We start from the raw sequence: 20,684 nt of genomic DNA on the forward strand, positions 1-20,684 counted from the left end.
CAGACCAGTGAAAAATGTCTATCTCGAAATCTACCCGTAGGGTTGGACACATGAATAACGCACTAAAGCTCAAAAGTATTTCCGTGTCCGAGATGGACAACAACTGCTACCTCATCTGTGCCGGCGAAGAAGCACTGCTTGTCGACGCCGCCGATGACGCGCCCGCCCTCCTCAACCTGGCCAAGGAAAACGGCGTACGCATTAGCGCCGTGCTTACTACCCACCGCCACTGGGACCATGTCCGCGCCACTAAGGAAGTAATCAAAGCTACCGGCGCTACCCACTACGCCTCCTTCCTCGACTCCCCTGCGATGCCGGCGCCTGTCGACGTCGAGTTGAAGCAGGGAGACACACTGACTTTCGCAGGCCACGAATTCCCGGCGATTATTTTGCGCGGCCATACCCCAGGCGGCGTCGCCATCGCCGTCGATATCGATGGAACCACGAATCTCTTCGTGGGCGACAGCCTCTTCCCCGGCGGTGTGGGCCGCACCGATTCGGAGGGTGACTTTGTACGCCTTTATAAAGACGTCAACGAGCGCATCTTCGATGTCTACCCAGATTCCGCCATCGTGCGACCCGGCCACGGCAAGTCCACCACTTTGGGTGAGGAGCGTCCAAAACTTGCTGAATGGTGGCAGCGCCGCTGGTAGATGCGACCTTTGCGCACCAAGTGGTGGGTGGATAAGCACGGTTTCCGCCCACAGCGGTCGGCGTTTTCCGTACACTGGTGAGAAGTTCATTACTTTACTCAATGAATCTCAACGAATGGAGTAACAAGTGATTCGTAAGTTTGCTCGCCCTATGCTGGCTTCTGTTTTTGTCTGGGACGGCGTCGATACCCTGCGTAACGCCTCCGACCACGTAGCCGAGACCGAGTCCGTTCTGCAGCGTCTGCGCAAGGTTGTCCCGGCACAGTACGCCGGTTACATCCCGAACGACCCAGAGCTGGCTGCCCGCGCAGTCGGCGGCCTGAAGGTCGGCGCCGGCTCCACCCTGGCGCTGGGCAAGGCACCGCGCACCTCCGCAGCAGTGTTGGCGCTTTCTACCCTGCCTAATCTCCTCGGCCGCAACGCCTTCTGGGAAGCAGAGGATTCTGAGGAGAAGAACAATCGCCGCAACGGTTTCATTACCAACACCGCTCTGCTTGGCGCACTGTTCATCGCTACCCAGGACACCGAGGGTAAGCCGTCCCTGGCATGGCGCGCATCCAAGTCCGCCGAGCGCACCAACAAGAAGATCCAGAAGGCTCTGCCGACCAAGTCCGAGCAGCAGAAGTTCGCTGATAACCTCTCCGACCGCGCCGACGAGTTCTCCACCAAGGCCAGCGATTGGTTCGAGGGCGCTAAGGAATACGTCGATGACAACAAGGATGACTGGCAGGCAACCGGCAAGGACCTGGTGGATTCCGCTCGCTCCTTCATCGAGGACAGCGCCGAGCAGGCAAAGAGCTTCATCGATGACAACAAGGAGGACTGGCTGTCCACCGCCCAGGAAAACGCTGAGCTGGCTCGCAAGAACGCTGTGAAGGCAGCTTCCAAGGCACAGGAGCGCGCTGACTTCGCTCGCGCACAGGTTGATACCAAGGCCAACAAGCGTGCTGCAAAGAAGGCTTCCAAGCGCGCTGAGAAGCTGCAGAAGCAAGCTTCCAAGAAGCTCGACAAGGCAATCAACAAGTTCGGTGACCGCCTGAACTAAGCCTTTAACCTCCAACGGCCCAGCAAGGTATGCTGGGCCGTTGTCGTTTTATCAATCTCTTCGCGTATTGAGGTGTATTAGCCGTCGTGGCCTCCCCAGAAAATAGCCCAAATCACCCGCAGAACGAGCAGGTAGCACAGGAGATTGCCGCTGAGCAGGCCTACGTTGACAGCCTCTTTTCAAGGCTCGACCACGAGGTCGCCCAAGCCAACGAACGCCTCAACGAGGTGCAGGCCGCAGTGGACCCGCACACGCCTGATGCGGATGCCTTGGTCCGCCGTGAAACGGAGTACCACGGCCTGCAGGCCAAGCTGGACCGCCTAAATCTCGCGCAGCTAGGCCTCGTCTTCGGCCGCATCGATATCGATGCCCCAGGCGATAATCCCACCGCAGAAGGCCTAGACCGCCGCTACATCGGCAGGATGGGCCTGGATGCCCGCGAAGAGGATTACCGCACTCTCCTGCTGGACTGGCGCGCGCCTATGGCACGTCCTTTCTACCTGGCCACCACTGCGCAGCCAGAGGGCGTTACGGTCCGCCGCCACATCCGTACCAAGGGCCGAACCGTAACTGATATCAACGATGAAGTCCTCTCCGGTGCTGGCGCGGCGGAAGAAACCGCGGGCGTCGCCAGTGAGTCCGCGCTCTATCACGCGTTGCAGCGTGCTCGCACCGGCCACATGGAATCCATCGTGGAGACCATTCAGCGCGAGCAAGACGAGATCATCCGCGATAACACCCGGGGCGTACTCGTGGTCGAAGGTGGTCCCGGCACGGGCAAGACCGCAGTCGCTTTGCACCGCGTGGCTTATCTCCTCTACACCCATCGCGAGCAGCTGGCGGCCACGGGCGTGCTCATCGTAGGGCCTAATTCCACCTTCCTTGACTACATCTCGCGCGTCCTTCCAGAACTGGGTGAAACCGGCGTGGTTCTTTCCACCATCGGTGAACTCTTCCCCGGCGTTCGCCCCACCCACCAAGAATCTTTGGCCGCGCGCGAAATCAAAGGCTCGGAGGCGATGGTGGAAATTCTCGCAGCCGCGGTGAAAAACTACCAGACGCTTCCAGAAGGCCCGCGCCGCATTCGCGCGGAGCACTTGGAGCTGACCGTCGACCCCGCGATGATTAAGGCAGCCCGCACCCGCGCGCGGCGTTCGCGCAAGCCGCACAATGACGCGCAGGCAGCCTTCGCCGAACATCTCACGGAGTCACTCGCCCAGCAGATGGCAGAAAAGATTGGTGCCGACCCACTAGGTGGCAAGAACCTGCTTTCACGCGCGGACATCGACCAGCTCCACGATGACCTGGCGGAGGAACCGCAAGTGCGCGAGCTCATCGACGAGTTCTGGCCTACCCTGGATCCGCGCGCAGTACTGGCGGATTTGCTATCTTCGCGTGCGCTTATCGACGCCGCGGCACCGGACTACGACGCCGAAACCCGCGACGGCCTGTACCGCGTGCAGGGCGACGCCTGGGCGCCTTCCGACGCCGCGCTCCTCGACGAGCTCGCGGTACTCATCGGAATGCCGAACCCAGAGGAGGAAAAGGCTGCCGCGGATCAGGCCTGGCGCGAGCAAGTTGCCGACGCCGAAGACGCGCTCGACATCTTGTCCTCCTCCGATTCCACGGATAACGACGATGACATGTTCGACGCCGAAATCCTGTCTGCACACGACGTCATCGACGCTGAGACCCTTGCCCGCCGCCAAGAGGTGCGCGATAACCGCACCACCGCGCAACGTGCCCAGGAAGACTACACATGGGCCTACGGCCACATCATCGTCGACGAGGCACAGGAATTAAGCCCGATGGAATGGCGCATGCTCTTTCGCCGCAGCCCGTCGCGCTGGATGACGCTCGTGGGCGATACCGCGCAAACCGGAGCGCCCGCTGGCGTAGACGATTGGGCCGAAGCGCTTGAACCCTTCGTGGCCCAGCGCTTCCGCCACCACAAGCTGACCGTGAACTACCGCACGCCGCAGCCGATTACCGAGCTGGCCAATTCCCTCCTCGAGCTCATTAACCCCGAGGCAGCTCCCGCCGTGGCGGTCCGCGACGGCGCGGAAGTCGTCTTCACCGCGCAGCCAGCAACGCACGCACCGGGGACTTTCACCGATGCCGACGGGCGCTTGAACGCCGTCATCACGCGCGAGAACGTCGAGGAGATCAAGGGGCTCGAATTCGACCACGTGGTGGTCGTTGACCCTGATGCCATCGTGGCCGCCTCGCCACAGGGCCTGCAAAATCTCTACGTTGCGCTCACGCGTGCGACGCAGACGCTGACCTTGGCCGGCCGTTTCCAAGAGACTTTCCACTAGTCTGGTGGGCATGGCTCTATCTGACATCGCACGCAAAATTGAACGCGCCACAAATAGGGCGGCGCTAGAGCGCACCACCCGCAAAGGCTGGACGCCGAAACTTACGGGTTATGCCGGATACGGCAACACGGAATTCGTCCACGTTTTGGGCCGCGTGCTCATGCACGATCCAGCGGCCGAAGCCACCGAGACGTGGGCGCAGCGCGGTTACCGTCAGTTTTTCACGATTCAGGTAAACAACCTCGACGTCCGTGTCACGGTCAATGGCAAGACCGTCCACGGCCGGACCAATTACAACGGCTATCTCGATATCTTGGTACACGAGCATGGCCTAGGTGCCGGCTGGCACGAGGTAGTCATCGAGGCAGACGGCGCCGAGCCTATTACCTCCGAGGTGCTCATCGTGTCTGAGGACTCCCCGCTGGGCGTCGTCAGCGATATCGATGACACCGTCATGGTGACGTGGCTGCCGCGTGCGATGACAGCGGCCTGGAACTCTTGGGTCAAGCGCACCAACTCCCGCCAGCCGGTTGAAGGCATGGCGCGCTTCTATCAGCAGTTGCAGGAACAGCACCCAGAGATGCCTTTCATCTATCTGTCCACCGGCGCGTGGAATACCTACGACACCTTGGTCAGCTTCATGGAGCACAACGGCTTCCCGCGTGGTCCACTCCTGCTGACTGACTGGGGCCCTACCCCCACCGGGCTTTTCCGCAACGGCCAAGAGCACAAGCGCGTGCAGCTGCGTAACCTCTTTATCGCCTTTCCATGGATGAAGTGGCTGCTCATCGGTGACGATGGCCAGCACGATCCGCTCACCTACGGTGATGCCGCGAACGAGCACCCAGACCGCGTGGCCGCGGTGGCCATCCGCAACCTTTCGCCGCAGGAGCAGTTGCTTTCCCACGGTTCACTGGGCCCGCTTGCCGACGCCAACGAGGAAGGCTCGTTTAGCATCCCCCTCATCCAGGGCGGTTCCGGCTCGGAGCTCGCCGCACAGATGCACAAGATTTCGGCGGAGCTTGAGGCTGAGGCCTTTGCAAAGGACGCACCGGAGTCCGACGACGTCGAGTAGCACAAGCGAAAAGCCCAGTCAGATTCCCCGCGAGGGAATCTGACTGGGCTTTCTTAAAGCGAGAAATTAGCTCACGGTGTGAACAATCATAACGTCGCAGTCAGACTGACGAGCAACGTCAGCCGGCACGGAACCCAGCAGGCGGCCGGTCAGGGAGTTGATGCCGCGGTTACCAACGACGAGCAGCTCAGCCTGATTGTCATTAACGATGGACATCAGGGCCTGGACCGGGGTGCCCGGGCGGACGGCGGTCTCTACCTTGGTGGCACCGAACTTCTCAGCGTGCTCCTTGCCGGTGGTGAGGTTAGCCTCTGCCTTCTGGTCACCCAGAATGGTCACGGAATCCTGGCGCAGGGTCTTGGAAGCCTGCTCCTGGTTCTCGTAGTAAGCGCAACCGATGATGAGAGTTGCATCGAATGCGGCGGCGATCTTAGCGGCGCGCTCCACTGCCAGGAGGGAGGACTTGGAACCGTCAGTGCCGACCACGATCTTCTTGTAATCGCTCATGATGACCTTTCTTCAGGGGCCTTATACCCCAAATGATGATGCAGAATGTGCAAATTGCTAATCCTTATAAAGGCGCAAACGTAAGTTTAACAACTTTGTGACCTGTCCGTTGCGCAACGTGGCATTTTATACCCCGAATGGAAAGTGCTGTTTTTCTCACTTTTTGGCACCGCTTGTCGTCACCGCAGCACACTAGATTCCCGCCTCTTTCAGGCCACGCAATTCCTTCTTCAAATCGGCAATTTCGTCACGCAAACGACCCGCCAATTCGAACTTCAACTCGCGGGCCGCAGCCCCCATTTGGGCGGTGAGGTCGTCGATAAGCTTTTGCACTTCGTCGGCAGCCATGCTCGAAACGTCGGGTTTGTCCACCATCGCCGCTGGGTCGGCAGAGTCCTGCTCTTCCCCATCGGATTCGTAGACCTGGTCCAAGATGTCCGCAATCTTCTTGCGCAGCGGCTGCGGGTCGATGCCGTGTTCCTTGTTATAGGCAATCTGCTTTTCACGGCGGCGCTCGGTCTCATCAATGGCCTCTTGCATGGACTCGGTGATTTTGTCCGCGTACATGATGACCTCGCCCGAGACATTTCGAGCCGCACGGCCGATAGTCTGGATGAGCGAGGTGGTCGAGCGCAGGAAGCCCTCCTTATCCGCGTCCAGGATGGCCACCAGAGAAACCTCCGGAAGGTCAAGGCCCTCGCGCAAGAGGTTGATGCCCACGAGGACGTCGTATTCACCAAGGCGCAACTGACGCAGCAGCTCCACGCGCTGTAGGGTGTCGATGTCCGAATGCAAGTAACGAACCTTGACGCCGTGTTCCAAGAGATAGTCGGTGAGGTCCTCGGCCATGCGCTTGGTCAGGGTGGTAACGAGCACGCGTTCCTGCTTTGCGGTACGGGTGCGGATCTCATCGATGAGATCGTCGATCTGCCCCTTGGTGGGCTTGACCGTCACCTTTGGGTCGATCAGGCCGGTTGGGCGAATGACCTGCTCGACATACTCGCCCTGGGAGGCAGTCAGCTCGTAGTTGCCCGGAGTAGCAGACATATAGACAGTCTGGCCCACGCGCTCTTCGAACTCGTCAAAGGTCAGCGGGCGGTTATCCGTGGCCGAAGGAAGGCGGAAGCCAAACTCCACGAGGTTGCGCTTACGCGACATATCGCCTTCAAACATGCCGCCGATCTGCGGAACCGTCACGTGGGACTCGTCGATGATGGTCAGGAAGTCCTGCGGGAAGTAATCCAGCAGCGTGGCCGGCGCAGAACCTGCCGGGCGGCCGTCGATATGGCGGGAGTAATTCTCGATGCCTGAGCAAAAGCCCACCTGCTCGATCATCTCGAGGTCATACTCGGTGCGCATGCGCAGGCGCTGGGCTTCGAGCAGCTTGCCGCGGTTTTCTAGATCCTCCAGGCGCTCAGCCAGTTCCGCCTTGATGTCTTCCACGGCCTTGGCCATGCGCTCCGGCCCCGCCACGTAGTGCGTCGCCGGGAAGATGCGCACCTCGTCGACGCGTTCTAAGACGTCACCGGTCAGCGGGTGGATGTAGTAAAGCTCATCGACATCGTCGCCGAAGAACTCAATGCGCACCGCACGCTCCTCATATGCCGGAATAATATCCACGGTATCGCCCTTGACACGGAAGGTACCGCGGGTAAAGCCGACGTCGTTGCGCTCGTATTGGATATCTACCAAAAGGCGCAGGAAGCGATCGCGGTCGATCTCCTCGCCTTCCTCAATGACCACCGAGCGGTCCAGGTAGGACTGCGGGGTACCCAAACCGTAAATGCACGAAACGGAGGAAACTACGACGACGTCGCGGCGGGACAGCAGCGACGAAGTGGCAGAGTGACGCAGCCGCTCGACGTCCTCATTGATGGAGGAATCCTTCTCGATGTAGGTATCGGTCTGCGCGATATAGGCCTCGGGCTGGTAGTAGTCGTAGTAAGAGACGAAGTACTCCACGGCGTTATGCGGCAGGAGCTGGCGCAGCTCGTTCGCAAGCTGTGCCGCCAGGGTCTTGTTCGGCGCCATAACCAGCGTGGGGCGCTGCTGCTGCTCAATCAGCCAGGCCGCCGTTGCCGACTTGCCGGTACCGGTAGCGCCCATGAGCACAACGTCGCTTTCGCCACGACGCAGGCGCGCGTCTAGCTCCGCGATGGCGGAGGGCTGGTCTCCGGAGGGTTCAAACTCTGATTCCACCTTGAATTCGGCGGAGCGACGCTCCACCTCGCCCACTGGGCGATGCTCAGAGACCGGCAAAATTGGATGTTCCGCTGCAAATGCCATGCCCGCAAGTCTAGCGTTTTAGGGCAAGGCAGCGCGCACAGCCATAATCCACGTCTCTAGCTCACCGGTCGGTTCCCACAGTGCGTACACGGAAGAGGAATCCGGGTCGAGGGTGGCGTTTATCTGCTTGCGTAACCACGCCCGCGACTGCGGCTTGTAGAGCGCGTTGATGCTTTCTGCGCTAACACCCTGGGGCAAATGTTCAGGTGAGGTCTTGGCCAACATGCCAAGGGCAATGACCATCTCGGCCTCGTCGACGTCGAGTTGCGGGGCGGCGCACATGCGCTTGAAACGTTCGAAATCGAAGGAGCCATCACGAATAGCGGTGAGCAGGTCGCACGCCGCGTGATTGTCGAAAGGTCCTACATCCCACGTTCCCATAGATTGAGACAATAGGAAAGAAAAGTGAACGCAGCTAAAGCGCAGCGTTAACATTCATCGCTACAAAATTTAAATTTTCGCGTCGAGGGCCGCCACCAGTCGCTCTACTTGCGGCACCAAATCCTCGCGCGCACCGTTGTTGTCGATGACGAAATCCGCTGCGGCCAGGCGCTCCTCATCCGGGATCTGAGCCGCTATCCGACGCTGCGCGTCTTCCTCGTCCAAACCTCGGAACTCGACAAGGCGCCGCACGCGCTCCTCAACAGCGACGTCAACCACGACCGTATAGTCCATGTCGCGGTGCAGGCCTTTATCCACTAACAAAGGCATGTCATAGACGGTAAAAGTTTCACCGCGTTTGCGGGCCTGCGCGAAACGGGATTCAGTCTCAGCCGCAATGCGCGGGTGGGTGATTTCGTTGAGGCGCGCGGTAGAGGCGGCGTCGCCAAACGCGCGCTGTGCCAACAAGCCTCGATTCAAGCTGCCATCCGCCTGGAGGATGTCGGAACCGAAAGATTCTGCCAGCTCCGCTAGGGCGGGCTGGCCCGGCTCGACGATGTCGCGCGCAATCTGATCTGCGTCCACCACGTTCCAGCCGCGTTCTGCCAAAAGCTCGGCCACGGTGGACTTTCCGCTTCCTATGCCACCGGTCAAACCAATCAGTTTCATAATTGGCCAGGGTACGCGAAAAGGCCGCACCCCGCGTTTGGAAACAAACGAAGGATGCGGCCTTTATGAGCTAGCTGGGATTAGTTGCCAGCGAGCTTGTCGCGCAGAGCAGCAAGCTGCTCGTCGGAAGCCAGGGAGCCGCCAACCTCAGCCGAAGCCTCGGATGCCGGAGCTGCATCGTTAGACTCGGAGGAATAGTTGGAGGACTCGTTAGCCTCTGCAGCCTCAGCGGCTGCGGCACGGTTGCGCTCGATCTGAGCGGTGTGCAGGTTGAAGCGACGCTCGGACTCTGCGTAGCGTGCCTCCCAAGCCTGACGCTGCTCGTCGTAGCCCTCGAGCCACTCGTTGGTCTCTGGGTCGAAGCCCTCTGGGAAGACGTAGTTGCCCTGCTCGTCGTAGGAGTCAGCCATGCCGTACTTGGACGGATCGAACTCTTCGGTGTAGTCCTCGTCTGCCTGCTTAACGGACAGGGAGATACGACGACGCTCGAGATCGATGTCGATGACCTTGACCATGACTTCCTGGCCAACGGTGACAACCTGGTCCGGAACCTCGACGTGGCGCTGAGCCAGCTCGGAGATGTGAACCAGGCCCTCGATGCCTTCCTCGACGCGAACGAATGCGCCGAACGGAACGAGCTTGGTGACCTTGCCCGGGACGATCTGGCCCACAGCGTGGGTGCGGGCGAATACGCGCCACGGATCTTCCTGGGTAGCCTTCAGGGACAGGGAGACGCGCTCGCGGTCGAGATCAACGTCGAGAACCTCAACGGTGACCTCGTCACCGACGGTGACGACCTCAGATGGGTGATCGATGTGCTTCCAAGACAGCTCGGAAACGTGAACCAGGCCGTCGACACCGCCGAGGTCGACGAATGCGCCGAAGTTGACGATGGAGGAAACAACGCCCTTGCGGACCTGGCCCTTCTGCAGCTGGTGCAGGAACTCGGAGCGAACCTCAGACTGGGTCTGCTCGAGGAATGCACGGCGGGACAGAACAACGTTGTTACGCTGCTTGTCCAGCTCGATGATCTTTGCTTCCAGCTCCTGGCCGATGTACGGCTCCAGGTCGCGGACGCGACGCATCTCGACGAGGGAAGCAGGCAGGAAGCCACGCAGGCCGATGTCCAGGATGAGGCCACCCTTGACAACCTCGATAACGGTACCGGTAACTGGCTCTTCCTTGGCGTGCAGCTCCTCGACTGCGCCCCAAGCGCGCTCGTACTGTGCGCGCTTCTTGGACAGGATCAGACGGCCTTCCTTGTCCTCCTTGGTGAGAACGAGTGCGTCGATCTGATCGCCGACCTGGACGACCTCATCTGGGTCGACGTCGTGCTTGATGGACAGCTCGCGGGATGGGATGACGCCTTCGGTCTTGTATCCGATGTCGAGCAGGACCTCGTCGTGGTCAACCTTGACCACGGTGCCCTCGACGATGTCACCATCGTTGAAGTACTTGATGGTGGCGTCAACGGCAGCGAGGAAGTCCTCAGCGGTTCCGATGTCGTTGATCGCAACCTGAGGGGTGTTAGAAGTTGGCATATGTAGAAATGCTCCGAATTGATGTAGGAGATCGTAAATGGACAGTTACGCGTCTCTCGAAAAGCGTCTCTAAACAGGCAAAATAGCGATAGTTTAGGATGGATTCCGATCCCGCCGTGACGATGTATAAAGCCCTCCTACGGAAGCCTTAGACAACCCACGGCATAGACACGCCCGTGCAATACTACATCCGCGCAGCTAAAACGGCAAATACTTCAATTTTCACAAGGACTTCATCCATGCAGACTCCCTCCCGCGCGAACCAATCCTTTTGGGACAACGATGCCGCGGCCTATCATGCCGCGCATCCGGAGTATCTTTCCTCCTTTTATTGGTGCCCGGAGATGCTGCACGAGGCTGACGCACACCTGCTTGGCGACGCCGCCTTCCTCGCCGCCGCGCGCGTGCTCGAGATTGGCTGTGGTTCAGCCCCTTGTACCGCGTGGTTGCAGGATAGGGCGGGTTTTTCCACCGGCTTCGATATCTCACGCGGCATGCTTTCCCACGCGCCGAGCGGCCTGCCGCTAGTACAGGCAGATGCCCTAGCGCTGCCCTATGCCGACGAGTCCTTCGACATCGCCTTTTCCGCTTTCGGCGCTTTCCCTTTTATTGCTGACTTAGACGCGGCGCTCGCGGAGGTCCGCCGCGTGTTGCGCCCGGGCGGGCGCTTGGTCATCTCCGCTACTCACCCGATGCGCTGGATTTTCCCCGATGACCCGCTAAACCTCACCGCTGAGCTTTCCTACTTCGACCGCGCCTACTTAGAGCACGACGCTGATGGCAACTTGAGCTACGCGGAGTTCCACCGCACACTCGGCGACTGGGTGCGCGCCATACAAACCCGCGGCGGTTTTCTCATCGAGGACGTCCTCGAGCCGGAGTGGCCGCAAGACCTCGACATCACCTGGGGCCAGTGGTCGCGCGAGCGCGGCGAAATCTTCCCCGGCAGCATCATTTTTATCTGCACCGCCGTTTAGCAGCAATCGACTATGAGTAATCTATAGCGCATGGATTTTTTGGTTAAAGAGCGCTTGGGCATCACCCTCCGCCGCGTCGTGGCGTGGTGGATTGATGCCTTCCTCGCCGCCGCCATCATCATGGTGGTGCGGTGGACCATCAACGCGCTTTTCGACGCCCCCATCACAGGCCACGCCGCCGCCATCTACGACATCGCGGCCCTTGCCAGCGTGTTCTACCTCTACCGCGTTATCTGTGAGGCACGCAAACGCACCTCGCTGGGCAAATGGTCGCTGCAGTTGCGCGTCATCACTGACAAGCCCGGCTGGTGGTCGGCCGCGCTGCGCAATAGCTGGATTCTTCTCACGCTCATCTCTTTGACCGGCGTGCCACACGTGGAGGCAGTCGTTCTCGGCGTGCTAGGAATATCAGTTTTGGCAACGGGCCAAACGCCCTTCGACATGCTGGCTAATTGCCTAGTCGAGCGCCGCCCACTGCCTTTCTAACTTCGCCTTCGCGTAGGCCGGGATACCGTGGTCCTCGATGCCCTGGGCTACCAGGCGTGCGCGGGCCTTAGTGCGCTGCGGCATCCCAATCCTTACCGGCACCGGCGGAGACCTCGAGCGGGACGTTGAGCTCGATGGCCGAATCCATCTCGCGTTCTAGAATCTCGCGGACCGCATCAGCCTCGCCTGGGGCGACTTCCACCACAAGTTCGTCGTGGACCTGCAGCAGCACGCGGGAGCGCATGCCCTCGAGCGCCCTATCCACGCGAATCATGGCGACCTTGATGATGTCCGCAGCCGTGCCCTGAATCGGAGCGTTCAGCGCTGCACGTTCGGCATTCTCACGCGCGAGGCGATTATCGGAGTTCAGCTCCGGCAGGTAGCGACGGCGCCCGAAGACGGTCGCGGTGTAGCCATCCTTGCGGGCTTGCTCAACGACGTTGTCGAGGTAGCGTTTCACGCCCCCGAAACGCTCGAAATAGCTTTCCATGATCTCCTTGGCCTCGCGGGCCGGGATGCCCAGCTGCTGGGACAAGCCAAACGCGGAAAGCCCATAGACTAGACCATAAGACATCGCCTTGACACGGCGGCGTAGCTCCGAGGTCACCTCATCGACCGGCACGTCGAAGACCTTCGAGCCGACGTAGTTGTGCAGATCCTCGCCCTCGCGATAGGCCTCGATAAGCCCTGGATCCTCAGACAGATGGGCCATCACGCGCATCTCAATCTGGGAATAATCGGCCGTCATCAAGGTCTCGAACTCCGCGCCCACGATGAACGCGGAGCGAATCTGGCGCCCTGCCTCCGTGCGCACTGGGATGTTCTGCAGGTTCGGCTCGGTGGAGGAAAGTCGGCCCGTGGAAGCCACCGTCTGGTTGAAGGTGGTGTGGATGCGACCGTCCGGCTGCACGGTCTTTATGAGGCCTTCCAGGGTGGTCTTCATCTTCTGATACTCGCGGTGAGCAAGCAGATGATCGAGGAACGGGTGCGGGTGGTTGACCGCCAGCTGCTCAATCTCCTTGGCCGCGGTGGAATAGCCCGTCTTGGTCTTCTTCGTCTTCGGCATCTCGAAGGTCTCGAAGAGCACGGTCTGCAGCTGCTTTGGCGAGTTCAAGTTCAGCGTCTCGTCGCCAGCCAGCTCGCGGGCAGCACGCTCCTGCTCGGCAACCTGCTCGATGAAGGCATCGCGCTGGGTTTCTAGAATCTCCACGTCCACGGCGATACCGGTGGCCTCCATGCGCGCGAGGATGCTCACGAGCGGCAGCTCCAAGTCGGCATAAAGCTCGAAGGAATCGATATCCTGCAGCTGCTTAGTAAGCGCCGCGGCCAGCTCCATGATGGCACCCGCCTGGTTCACCAGGGAAGAATCATCCAGCAGCGAGAGCTGGTCGCTGGCCTGGGCGAGAGTCTTCTTCAGGTGACGTTGATAGACATCCGGCAGGTCATATGTGCGCTGGCCCGGGCGCAGCAAGTAGGCAGCGATCGCGGTATCGTGCGCGATGCCACGCAGCTCGACGCCGCGGCCTGCCAGCATATGGAAAGCGGCCTTGGCCTCGTGAAAATACTTCGGCGCAGAAGAAGAAAGCCAGGCGGCGAGCGCGGCGTCATCCTCCGCGCTCAATTCGCCGAGTTCGACCTGCATGCCTTCAAAGTCGGCGTCGACAAGCGCGAGTGCGCTAGCATCGCCCTGGCCCGGGCGGGGGTCCCCCGTGACGAAGACCGCGACGTGCTCCTTGCCCTCCAACCACTGAGCCAAAGGCTTGTCGACGACCTTAATCTCCTGCGTCGGTGCCTCCTCCACGGCCGGCGCCCCACCGCCGTCGTTCGGGATGGCCTCCAGCACGCGCTCGCGGAGATTGGTGCCGAACTCGAGCTCGTCGAACTTCTCGGCCACCTCGCTAACGGTCGCGCCTTGGAATGCCAGATCGTCGGGGCCAACCTCTAAATCCATGTCCGTGATCATCTGCGTGAGTTTGCGGTTCATGCGCACCTGCTCGATGCGATCGCGGAAGTTCTGACCGGCCACGCCCTTGATTTCCGCGGCGTGCTCGATAAGACCCTCGAGGGTGCCGTATTGGAGGATCCACTTGGTGGCCGTCTTCTCGCCCACCTTGGGAACGCTCGGCAGGTTATCGGAGGGATCGCCGCGCAGGGCCGCAAAATCCGGATACTGCTGCGGAGTCAGACCGTACTTCTCCTCCACCGCGGCCGGGGTAAAGCGATGCAGGGTGGAAACGCCGCGCATGGGGTACAACACGGTGGTGTCCTCGTTGACCAGCTGCAGGTAGTCGCGGTCGCCGGTAACGATGAGGGTTTCATAATTATCGGCCTGGGTAGCCAGCGTGGCCACGATGTCATCGGCCTCGAAGTTCTCGCGGGATAGCGTGGTGATACCCAGGGTGCCGAGCACCTCGCGGATGAGCTCTACCTGGCCGCGGAACTCCTCGGGCGCGGCCTCGCGCTGGGCCTTGTACTCCGGGAACATCTCGGTACGGAAGGTCTTGCGCCCGACGTCGAAAGCCACGCCCACGAACTCCGGTTTCTCCTCGGCGACGATGTTGGAGAGCATGGACAAAAATCCATACACCGCATTCGTGTGCTGGCCGCCGGAAGTGGCGAAGTTTTCTGCCGGCAGCGCATAAAAAGCGCGGAAGGCCATAGAGTGGCCGTCGATAAGCAAAAGGCGCGGTTTGGTGGTCTTATTGTGTGTTGTCGAAGAAGTCACTCGCCCCATCATAGAGCCTTTACCCCCACCTAATTAGTAATTGCTCGCCCGGCTGCGCTAAACTGCTTTCCAGTCAACAAGACGCGCCCCTGTAGCCCAATTGGCAGAGGCAATGGATTCAAAACCCATTCAGTGTGAGTTCGAGTCTCACCAGGGGCACTACCTTCATCCCCTCGCTTGGCAGCTTTGCCCGGCGAGGGGATTTTTTACGTTCGGGGCCGCAAAATTTTGCCACGTTGCGTGAATAATATGCCGCGAGTGGTATTTATTGTAATAGGTTTATTCCTCGGGCGGCGCGGCGTTTCTCCGATCCGCTTAAAATCTCGGCCATATTGCGGCACGTCACGCCCCAGAGCCCGATCATTCAAGGTTAGTTTCGAAAGTATGCAATATATTCTCAACGCCATTCGCGGCGCACTCATAGGCTCGGCAGAGCTCGTCCCCGGAATCTCCGGTGGCACTGTCGCGCTTATCGTGGGCATTTACGAACGCGCGCTGCACAATGCAAACTTTCTCATCTCTGGCCGGTTCAAAAAGGTGTTATGGGGCTTTCTCGCCTCCGTCGCGGTAGGCATGTTCGCGGCCGTATTTGGACTGTCGACGCTGTTGCACAACTTCGTCGAGAGCCAAGTATCGATATCAAGCGCCCTGTTTTTAGGAATGGTGGCGGTATCCATCTTCGTGCCGATCTCCATGATGACTCGGGCTGAGCGCTTCAAGGTCTCCTCCATCGTCACCTTCGTGGTGGCGGCCGCGCTTATTTTCTTCGTCACGGGATTTACCTCGGAACCGGTGGACAATCCCTCGCTCATCGTGGTCTTCTTGGCCGCCATGGTAGCGGTCTGCGCGCTCGTGCTCCCCGGTGTCTCGGGCTCGCTGATTCTACTGACGATGGGCCTTTACCAGCCGGTCATCGGCGCCGTTTCCGACCGCGAGCTGGGCACCATTGCCGTATTCGCCTTGGGTGCCCTGTGCGGCCTCGCGGCGTTTGTAAAACTGCTGAACTACCTATTGGATAATCACCGCTCGCTGACGCTGGCAGCCATGGCCGGCTTCATGTTCGGCTCCCTGCGCGCTTTGTGGCCGTGGGGCGCGGACCAGGACGCGTCGAGCGGGGCAATCATCGCGATAATGGTGCTCGGCGGCATCATCGTATCCGTATTCATCCTCATCGACGCGCGCAAGGCCAAGGCCTACAACGAGCCAGAAAAGCAAAGTTAGAACACCCCAATGAAAAGAAAAGTCGCCACCACAGCCGTGGTACTAAGTTGCACCGTCCTAGCGACGGGATGCGTCACCAACAAGGAATCCTCCATGCCTGAGGGTTGGCAAGCACCTGACATCGAGATGGTTCCGGAAATCGCGGCGATGTACCACGACAACGATGGCGTGCTCACGGCGGGCACCAACCCGCCGTTTGCGCCCTTCGAGTTCAAGGACTCCGATGGCGCGCTCGTCGGCGTTGAGATGGACATCACCAACGCTATTGCCGACGTCCTGGGGCTCGAGTTCCAGCCCGTCGAACAGGATTTCTCGCTCATCCTGCCCGCGGTGCAATCCGGACAAATCGATATCGGTGCCTCCGGATTTACCGATAACGAGGAACGCCGCAAAAACTTCGACTTCGTCGACCACCTCTACGCCGGCATCCAATGGGCCGAGCGCACCGAGGGCATTAAAGACGTAGACCCGCAAAACCCGTGTGGGCTTACCGTCGCGGTCCAGCGCACCACGGTCTCAGAAACCGACGACCTTAATCCGAAACGCGATGCCTGCGGCGGTGACCTGCGCATCCTGGCCTATGACACCAGCGACAACGCGGCGCTTGCCGTGTTGATGGGCCGCGCGGACGCAATGTCCGCCGACTCGCCTGTCTCCTCCTGGGCAGTCAACCGCTCTGAGGGCAAAATGCGCATGGTCGGCGACATGTTTGACGCCGCACCGTATGGGTTGGCGGTGCCGAAAGACTCCGAGCTCGGTCCTGCTGCCGCTGCGGCACTGGACTACCTCATCGAAACAGGCGAATACGAAAAGATTTTGAGCCGCTGGGGCATCTCTGAGGGCCTCGTGGACCAGGCAATGATTAACGAAAGGCCAGTCAATGACTAAGACAACTCCGGCCGCGCAGCCGCAAGAAATTCAGGCTCGTCCCCTGCGTCACCCATGGCGCTGGGTCTTTGCCACTATCCTCGTCCTCCTCGGCCTCTGGTTTGTCATCGCCTCCGCGCGCAACGAGGCATTTGGCTGGGATACCTACTTCCAGTACCTCTTTGACAAGCGCATCGGGGCCGCGTCCCTGCATACCCTGGCCATTACCATCCTCGCGATGCTCATCGGCGTCGTCGGTGGCGCAGTGCTCGCGGTGATGCGCATGTCCCCCAACCCGGTTTGCGCGGCGTCGCCTGGCTATTTTTGTGGATCTTCCGCGGCACCCCGGTCTACGTACAGCTGGTGTTCTGGGGCCTTTTATCCGCGCTCTATCAATCCATCAACCTCGGATTCACCGAGATTTCGCTCTCGGGAGTGTTGACCAACGCCTTCCTGCTGTCCGTGCTGGGGCTTGGCCTGAACGAGGCGGCCTACATGGCAGAAATCGTTCGCTCCGGCATTTCTGCAGTGCCGGAAGGCCAGAAAGAAGCCTCCAAGGCTCTGGGCATGGGCTGGTGGATGACCATGCGCCGCACTGTGCTTCCGCAGGCGATGCGCATTATCATCCCGCCGACGGGCAACGAGTTCATCTCCTTGCTCAAGACCTCCTCGCTCGTGGTTGCGGTGCCCTATACCTACGAGATTTTCGGCCGCGCCACCGATATCTCCGCTGCTCTCTTCGAACCCATCCCGCTGCTTATGGTCGCGGCCACGTGGTACCTGGTGATCACCTCCTTGCTTATGGTGGCCCAGTACTTCTTGGAGCGCCGCTTCGAACGCGGTGCCACGCGTGAGCTCACCGGGCGTCAGCTAGCAGCGCTTGCCGACGCCGAGGGCACCATCCCCCGTAACGTTTCCGTCATCCCGGAGGTAAATAACTAATGGCTACGCCAATGATTTCCGCACAAAACGTGCACAAGTCCTTCGGCAGTTTGGACGTGTTGAAAGGCGTCACTCTCGACGTCATGCCGGGCGAGGTCGCCTGCCTGCTGGGGCCTTCGGGCTCGGGCAAGTCTACGTTTTTGCGCTGCTGCAATCACCTAGAAAAGGTCACGGCGGGCCGACTATACGTCGACGGGGACCTGATCGGTTACCGCGAGCGCGACGGAGTGCTCTACGAGATTACGGAAAAGCAGGCGGCCGCCCAGCGCACCGATATCGGCATGGTCTTCCAGCAATTTAACCTTTTCGCCCACCGGACGGTGCTCGAAAACATCATTGAGGCGCCGGTGAACGTGAAAAAGCAGCCGGTGGAAAAGGCCAAGAAACGCGCGATGGAGCTGCTCGAGCAGGTAGGCCTTGCGCACAAGGCGGATGCCTATCCGGTGCAGCTTTCGGGCGGCCAGCAACAGCGCGTGGCCATCGCGCGGGCGGTGGCGATGGAGCCGAAGCTGATGCTTTTCGACGAGCCGACCTCTGCACTCGATCCCGAACTCGTCGGCGAGGTATTGCGCGTGATGAAGGTTCTCGCCGCGGGTGGAATGACCATGCTGGTGGTCACCCACGAGATGGGATTTGCCCGAGAAGTCGCCGACAAGATTTTCTTCATGGATGGCGGCCAAGTCATCGAATCTGGCACTCCGCAGCAGGTCATCGACGATCCGCAGCACCCGCGAACCAAGGAATTCCTCTCCTCGCTGCTATAGCGAGCTTACGATGAGTTATCCACAGATTTAGCCCGAAAAAGAAATTGGGGCTAGCAATCGGTTGACTAACGCTCCTAGCGTTTAAGGCATGACTCTTCAGGCATACCTTGATGCACTGCGCCCCGGCATGGAAATCATCGCCGGGGCCCAAGGCATGTCTGCCGCCCAACTAGAAGCCCTCGGCGCCCCAGATACCGAGGCCCGCATGCTCGCCCGCCTGGCGCATACCTACTTCGGCCCCACCAAATTTAGCGCCAAACAGCGAACGGCCCGCGAGTCCACGCACAGTCTGCCGGTGCTAAAAATCATCGAACGCTACGCCGCCAAGGCGGCCAACCAGGCCGAAGCGTGGCGGCTGCGCGAGAAGCTCTGCGCGCTGCAGGCGCCCGCCAGCGACATCGAAAAGCAGGCGCGCCGGCTGACCCGCAGGCCAGCACGGGGGCCGCGTGCTGGGGCACGGTTGTATCGACGTCGCAAAGCGTGGACGCTCGCCATTACCGGTCCCAGCGACATGATCGCGGACTTGTGGGCACGCTTGGATAAGACCAAGCCTGTGGAGCAACTGACCGGCCTTCTGTACGGCGGCGTGAAGGCTGCACAGCGCCCGACGCCGCGCACCAACGTCATCGTGCGCCTGCCGGAGTTTATCGACGTCCTGCACGGCACGGGCGACGAGATCACCCTGCGGCTGACCAACGGCGCCACCATGACTGGAAAAGATTACCTGGAGCGCGTGCTTGCCGACGCCGGCCTCGGCGAGCTGTTTACGCTCATCCATCCGGTGGAAGGCCCGGTGAACCTATATCGCGCGCAAAGGCACGCCAGCTCGAAGCAGCGACTTATGGCGGCCGCGGAAAATCCGACGTGTCCGTGGCCGGAATGCAACATCGGCGCCGATGAAGCCCAGGTCCACCACATGCACCCCTGGCGCTTAGGCGGCGAGACCAACATGGCGAATCTGACCACCTGCTGTGGCTACCACAACGGGGTCAACCAAGACGACCCGAACGCCCCACCAGGCCGCGGGAGGCTAGACCGCATCGATGGTGTGGTCACTTGGCACCGCGGGCGATGCTAAAACGCGCAAAAGCGCTGCTCCTTAAGGGGAACAGCGCTTGTTGGCGTGCCTAAATTTCCTCTGACATGGGGTTGTCTGCGGACTGGGCTTGGATGACGTCGTCAAGCACAGCGTGAATATACGGCGGTGCCTGATGATTGGAGTACTCGGAAGCTAGCTCCACGCCCTCCACGAGTGCGGTTGCGTTCGGGACATCCTCGTTGAAAAGAATCTCCCACACGGCCACGCGCATAATTGCACGGTCGACGGCGGGGATACGGTGCAGCTCCCACTCAGAAGAAAGGTAACGCTCGATGGTCTCGTCGATGGCGTCGAGCTCTTCGGCCGCGCCCTTGACGATGACCTGGGTGTACTCGGCGACCGGGGCGACGCCGTTGGCATCCTCGCGGGCCAGCTGGACGCGGTCCTCGATGATGCTTACGGGATCGACGTCGCGGTTTTCTGCCTCGTACAGAATGTCCGCGGCGCGGCGGCGCGCGCGGTAGCGCGCCGTGTGGCGCTTGTAGTTGATGTCTTTTTGCTCAGACACGTTGCGCCCTAGTTGTTGACGCGGGAGAGGTACTCGCCGGTGCGGGTATCGATCTTGAGGACGTTGCCGATCTCGATAAACAGCGGTACCTGGATCTCGGCGCCGGTCTCGAGGGTAGCTGGCTTGGTGCCGCCGTTGGAGCGATCGCCCTGCAGGCCTGGCTCGGTGTGCTCAACCTTCAGGTCAACGGAGATCGGCAGCTCGCCGAAGAGAGCCTCGCCGTCGTGGAAGGAGACCTGCACCCGCATGTTCTCCTGCAGGAACTTGCCGGCCTCGCCGAACTTGTCGAAAGGCAGCTCAAACTGCTCGAAGGTCTTATCGTCCATGACAACGAAGTTCTGGCCATCGTTGTACAGGTAGGTCATGTCGCGACGATCTACCGTTGCGGTCTCCACCTTGACGCCAGCGTTGAAGGTCTTATCGGTGACCTTGCCGGAGACGACGTCCTTGAGCTTGGTACGCACGAATGCAGGGCCCTTGCCCGGCTTAACGTGCTGGAACTCGACGATCTGCTGCAGCTTGTTGTCAATCTTGAGAACGAGTCCGTTCTTGAAATCGGTGGTATCAGCCATGGATCAAACTCCCAGTAAAAATAGTGGTGAAAACAGTGTTCCAGCATA

General features: G+C 60.3%; 18 protein-coding genes, 1 tRNA gene and 1 pseudogene. 12 read left to right on the top strand and 8 right to left on the bottom strand.

The window, feature by feature from the left end; genetic code table 11:
• Positions 1 to 50: 50 nt before the first annotated feature.
• The 4 genes from HMPREF2935_RS10715 to HMPREF2935_RS10730 all read left to right on the top strand — a co-directional run bounded on the left by HMPREF2935_RS10715 (position 51) and on the right by HMPREF2935_RS10730 (position 5,091).
• On the top strand, positions 51 to 653 hold the full coding sequence (locus HMPREF2935_RS10715; RefSeq protein ID WP_061922676.1) for an MBL fold metallo-hydrolase: 603 nt from the start codon (positions 51 to 53) through the stop codon (positions 651 to 653).
• Between the two features lie 127 nt (positions 654 to 780).
• Entirely contained in the window at positions 781 to 1,698 is a 918-nt protein-coding gene (locus tag HMPREF2935_RS10720; protein ID WP_070733174.1) for a DoxX family protein, read from the top strand.
• Positions 1,699 to 1,784: 86 nt separating this feature from the next.
• On the top strand, positions 1,785 to 4,016 hold the full coding sequence (locus HMPREF2935_RS10725) for a HelD family protein (RefSeq protein ID WP_070733176.1): 2,232 nt from the start codon (positions 1,785 to 1,787) through the stop codon (positions 4,014 to 4,016).
• A gap of 10 nt (positions 4,017 to 4,026) precedes the next feature.
• Positions 4,027 to 5,091: an App1 family protein gene (locus tag HMPREF2935_RS10730; RefSeq protein WP_083313229.1), complete on the top strand. Its 1,065-nt coding sequence runs from the start codon at positions 4,027 to 4,029 to the stop codon at positions 5,089 to 5,091.
• Between the two features lie 66 nt (positions 5,092 to 5,157).
• Here the strand turns inward: HMPREF2935_RS10730 and HMPREF2935_RS10735 are convergent, their stop codons facing one another.
• From HMPREF2935_RS10735 to rpsA, 5 genes are all read right to left on the bottom strand, one after another.
• Positions 5,158 to 5,598, bottom strand: a complete 441-nt coding sequence (locus HMPREF2935_RS10735; RefSeq protein WP_061922687.1) for a universal stress protein — start codon at positions 5,596 to 5,598, stop codon at positions 5,158 to 5,160.
• Between the two features lie 192 nt (positions 5,599 to 5,790).
• A complete protein-coding gene (gene uvrB / locus HMPREF2935_RS10740; protein ID WP_061922690.1) occupies positions 5,791 to 7,884 on the bottom strand; it encodes an excinuclease ABC subunit UvrB in 2,094 nt (697 codons plus the stop codon).
• An 18-nt stretch (positions 7,885 to 7,902) separates the two neighbouring features.
• Complete coding sequence (locus HMPREF2935_RS10745; protein ID WP_210386819.1) at positions 7,903 to 8,265, bottom strand: DUF4259 domain-containing protein; 363 nt, start codon at positions 8,263 to 8,265, stop codon at positions 7,903 to 7,905.
• Between the two features lie 69 nt (positions 8,266 to 8,334).
• On the bottom strand, positions 8,335 to 8,934 hold the full coding sequence (coaE, locus tag HMPREF2935_RS10750; protein ID WP_070518758.1) for a dephospho-CoA kinase: 600 nt from the start codon (positions 8,932 to 8,934) through the stop codon (positions 8,335 to 8,337).
• Positions 8,935 to 9,014: 80 nt separating this feature from the next.
• The gene (gene rpsA / locus HMPREF2935_RS10755; protein WP_070518759.1) at positions 9,015 to 10,475 is read right to left on the bottom strand and encodes a 30S ribosomal protein S1; all 1,461 of its coding nucleotides are present in this window, start codon (positions 10,473 to 10,475) and stop codon (positions 9,015 to 9,017) included.
• Between the two features lie 239 nt (positions 10,476 to 10,714).
• On the opposite strand from rpsA, the gene HMPREF2935_RS10760 reads away from it, so the two are divergent.
• Positions 10,715 to 11,452 (top strand): class I SAM-dependent methyltransferase, encoded by a 738-nt coding sequence (locus tag HMPREF2935_RS10760; protein ID WP_070518760.1) that lies wholly within the window; start codon positions 10,715 to 10,717, stop codon positions 11,450 to 11,452.
• Positions 11,453 to 11,482: 30 nt separating this feature from the next.
• Positions 11,483 to 11,938: an RDD family protein gene (locus HMPREF2935_RS10765; protein ID WP_201040707.1), complete on the top strand. Its 456-nt coding sequence runs from the start codon at positions 11,483 to 11,485 to the stop codon at positions 11,936 to 11,938.
• A 67-nt stretch (positions 11,939 to 12,005) separates the two neighbouring features.
• Here HMPREF2935_RS10765 and polA read toward each other — a convergent pair whose 3' ends face one another.
• Positions 12,006 to 14,597, bottom strand: a complete 2,592-nt coding sequence (gene polA / locus HMPREF2935_RS10770) for a DNA polymerase I (protein WP_246817839.1) — start codon at positions 14,595 to 14,597, stop codon at positions 12,006 to 12,008.
• 151 nt (positions 14,598 to 14,748) lie between these two features.
• Here polA and HMPREF2935_RS10775 point away from each other — a divergent pair.
• The 6 genes and pseudogenes from HMPREF2935_RS10775 (at position 14,749) to HMPREF2935_RS10800 (ending at position 19,535) form a co-directional block, all read left to right on the top strand.
• A tRNA-Leu gene (locus tag HMPREF2935_RS10775) sits at positions 14,749 to 14,822 on the top strand.
• A 225-nt stretch (positions 14,823 to 15,047) separates the two neighbouring features.
• On the top strand, positions 15,048 to 15,884 hold the full coding sequence (locus HMPREF2935_RS10780) for a DUF368 domain-containing protein (protein WP_070733182.1): 837 nt from the start codon (positions 15,048 to 15,050) through the stop codon (positions 15,882 to 15,884).
• Positions 15,885 to 15,893: 9 nt separating this feature from the next.
• Positions 15,894 to 16,772: an ABC transporter substrate-binding protein gene (locus HMPREF2935_RS10785; protein ID WP_061922709.1), complete on the top strand. Its 879-nt coding sequence runs from the start codon at positions 15,894 to 15,896 to the stop codon at positions 16,770 to 16,772.
• A pseudogene (locus tag HMPREF2935_RS10790) lies at positions 16,765 to 17,693 on the top strand (amino acid ABC transporter permease). The gene HMPREF2935_RS10785 and the pseudogene HMPREF2935_RS10790 overlap by 8 nt, the downstream one beginning before the upstream one ends.
• The gene (locus HMPREF2935_RS10795; protein WP_061922716.1) at positions 17,693 to 18,457 is read left to right on the top strand and encodes an amino acid ABC transporter ATP-binding protein; all 765 of its coding nucleotides are present in this window, start codon (positions 17,693 to 17,695) and stop codon (positions 18,455 to 18,457) included. Before HMPREF2935_RS10790 ends, HMPREF2935_RS10795 begins: the two are co-directional and overlap by 1 nt.
• Before the next feature lie 88 nt (positions 18,458 to 18,545).
• A complete protein-coding gene (locus tag HMPREF2935_RS10800) occupies positions 18,546 to 19,535 on the top strand; it encodes an HNH endonuclease signature motif containing protein (protein ID WP_070588501.1) in 990 nt (329 codons plus the stop codon).
• Between the two features lie 49 nt (positions 19,536 to 19,584).
• Here HMPREF2935_RS10800 and nusB read toward each other — a convergent pair whose 3' ends face one another.
• Both nusB and efp read right to left on the bottom strand, forming a co-directional pair.
• A complete protein-coding gene (nusB, locus tag HMPREF2935_RS10805) occupies positions 19,585 to 20,064 on the bottom strand; it encodes a transcription antitermination factor NusB (protein WP_061922723.1) in 480 nt (159 codons plus the stop codon).
• A gap of 8 nt (positions 20,065 to 20,072) precedes the next feature.
• Positions 20,073 to 20,636: an elongation factor P gene (gene efp, locus HMPREF2935_RS10810; protein WP_061922726.1), complete on the bottom strand. Its 564-nt coding sequence runs from the start codon at positions 20,634 to 20,636 to the stop codon at positions 20,073 to 20,075.
• Positions 20,637 to 20,684: the final 48 nt, after the last annotated feature.

Source organism: Corynebacterium sp. HMSC076D02 (assembly GCF_001813815.1).
GTDB classification, from domain to species: Bacteria; Actinomycetota; Actinomycetes; order Mycobacteriales; family Mycobacteriaceae; genus Corynebacterium; species Corynebacterium simulans.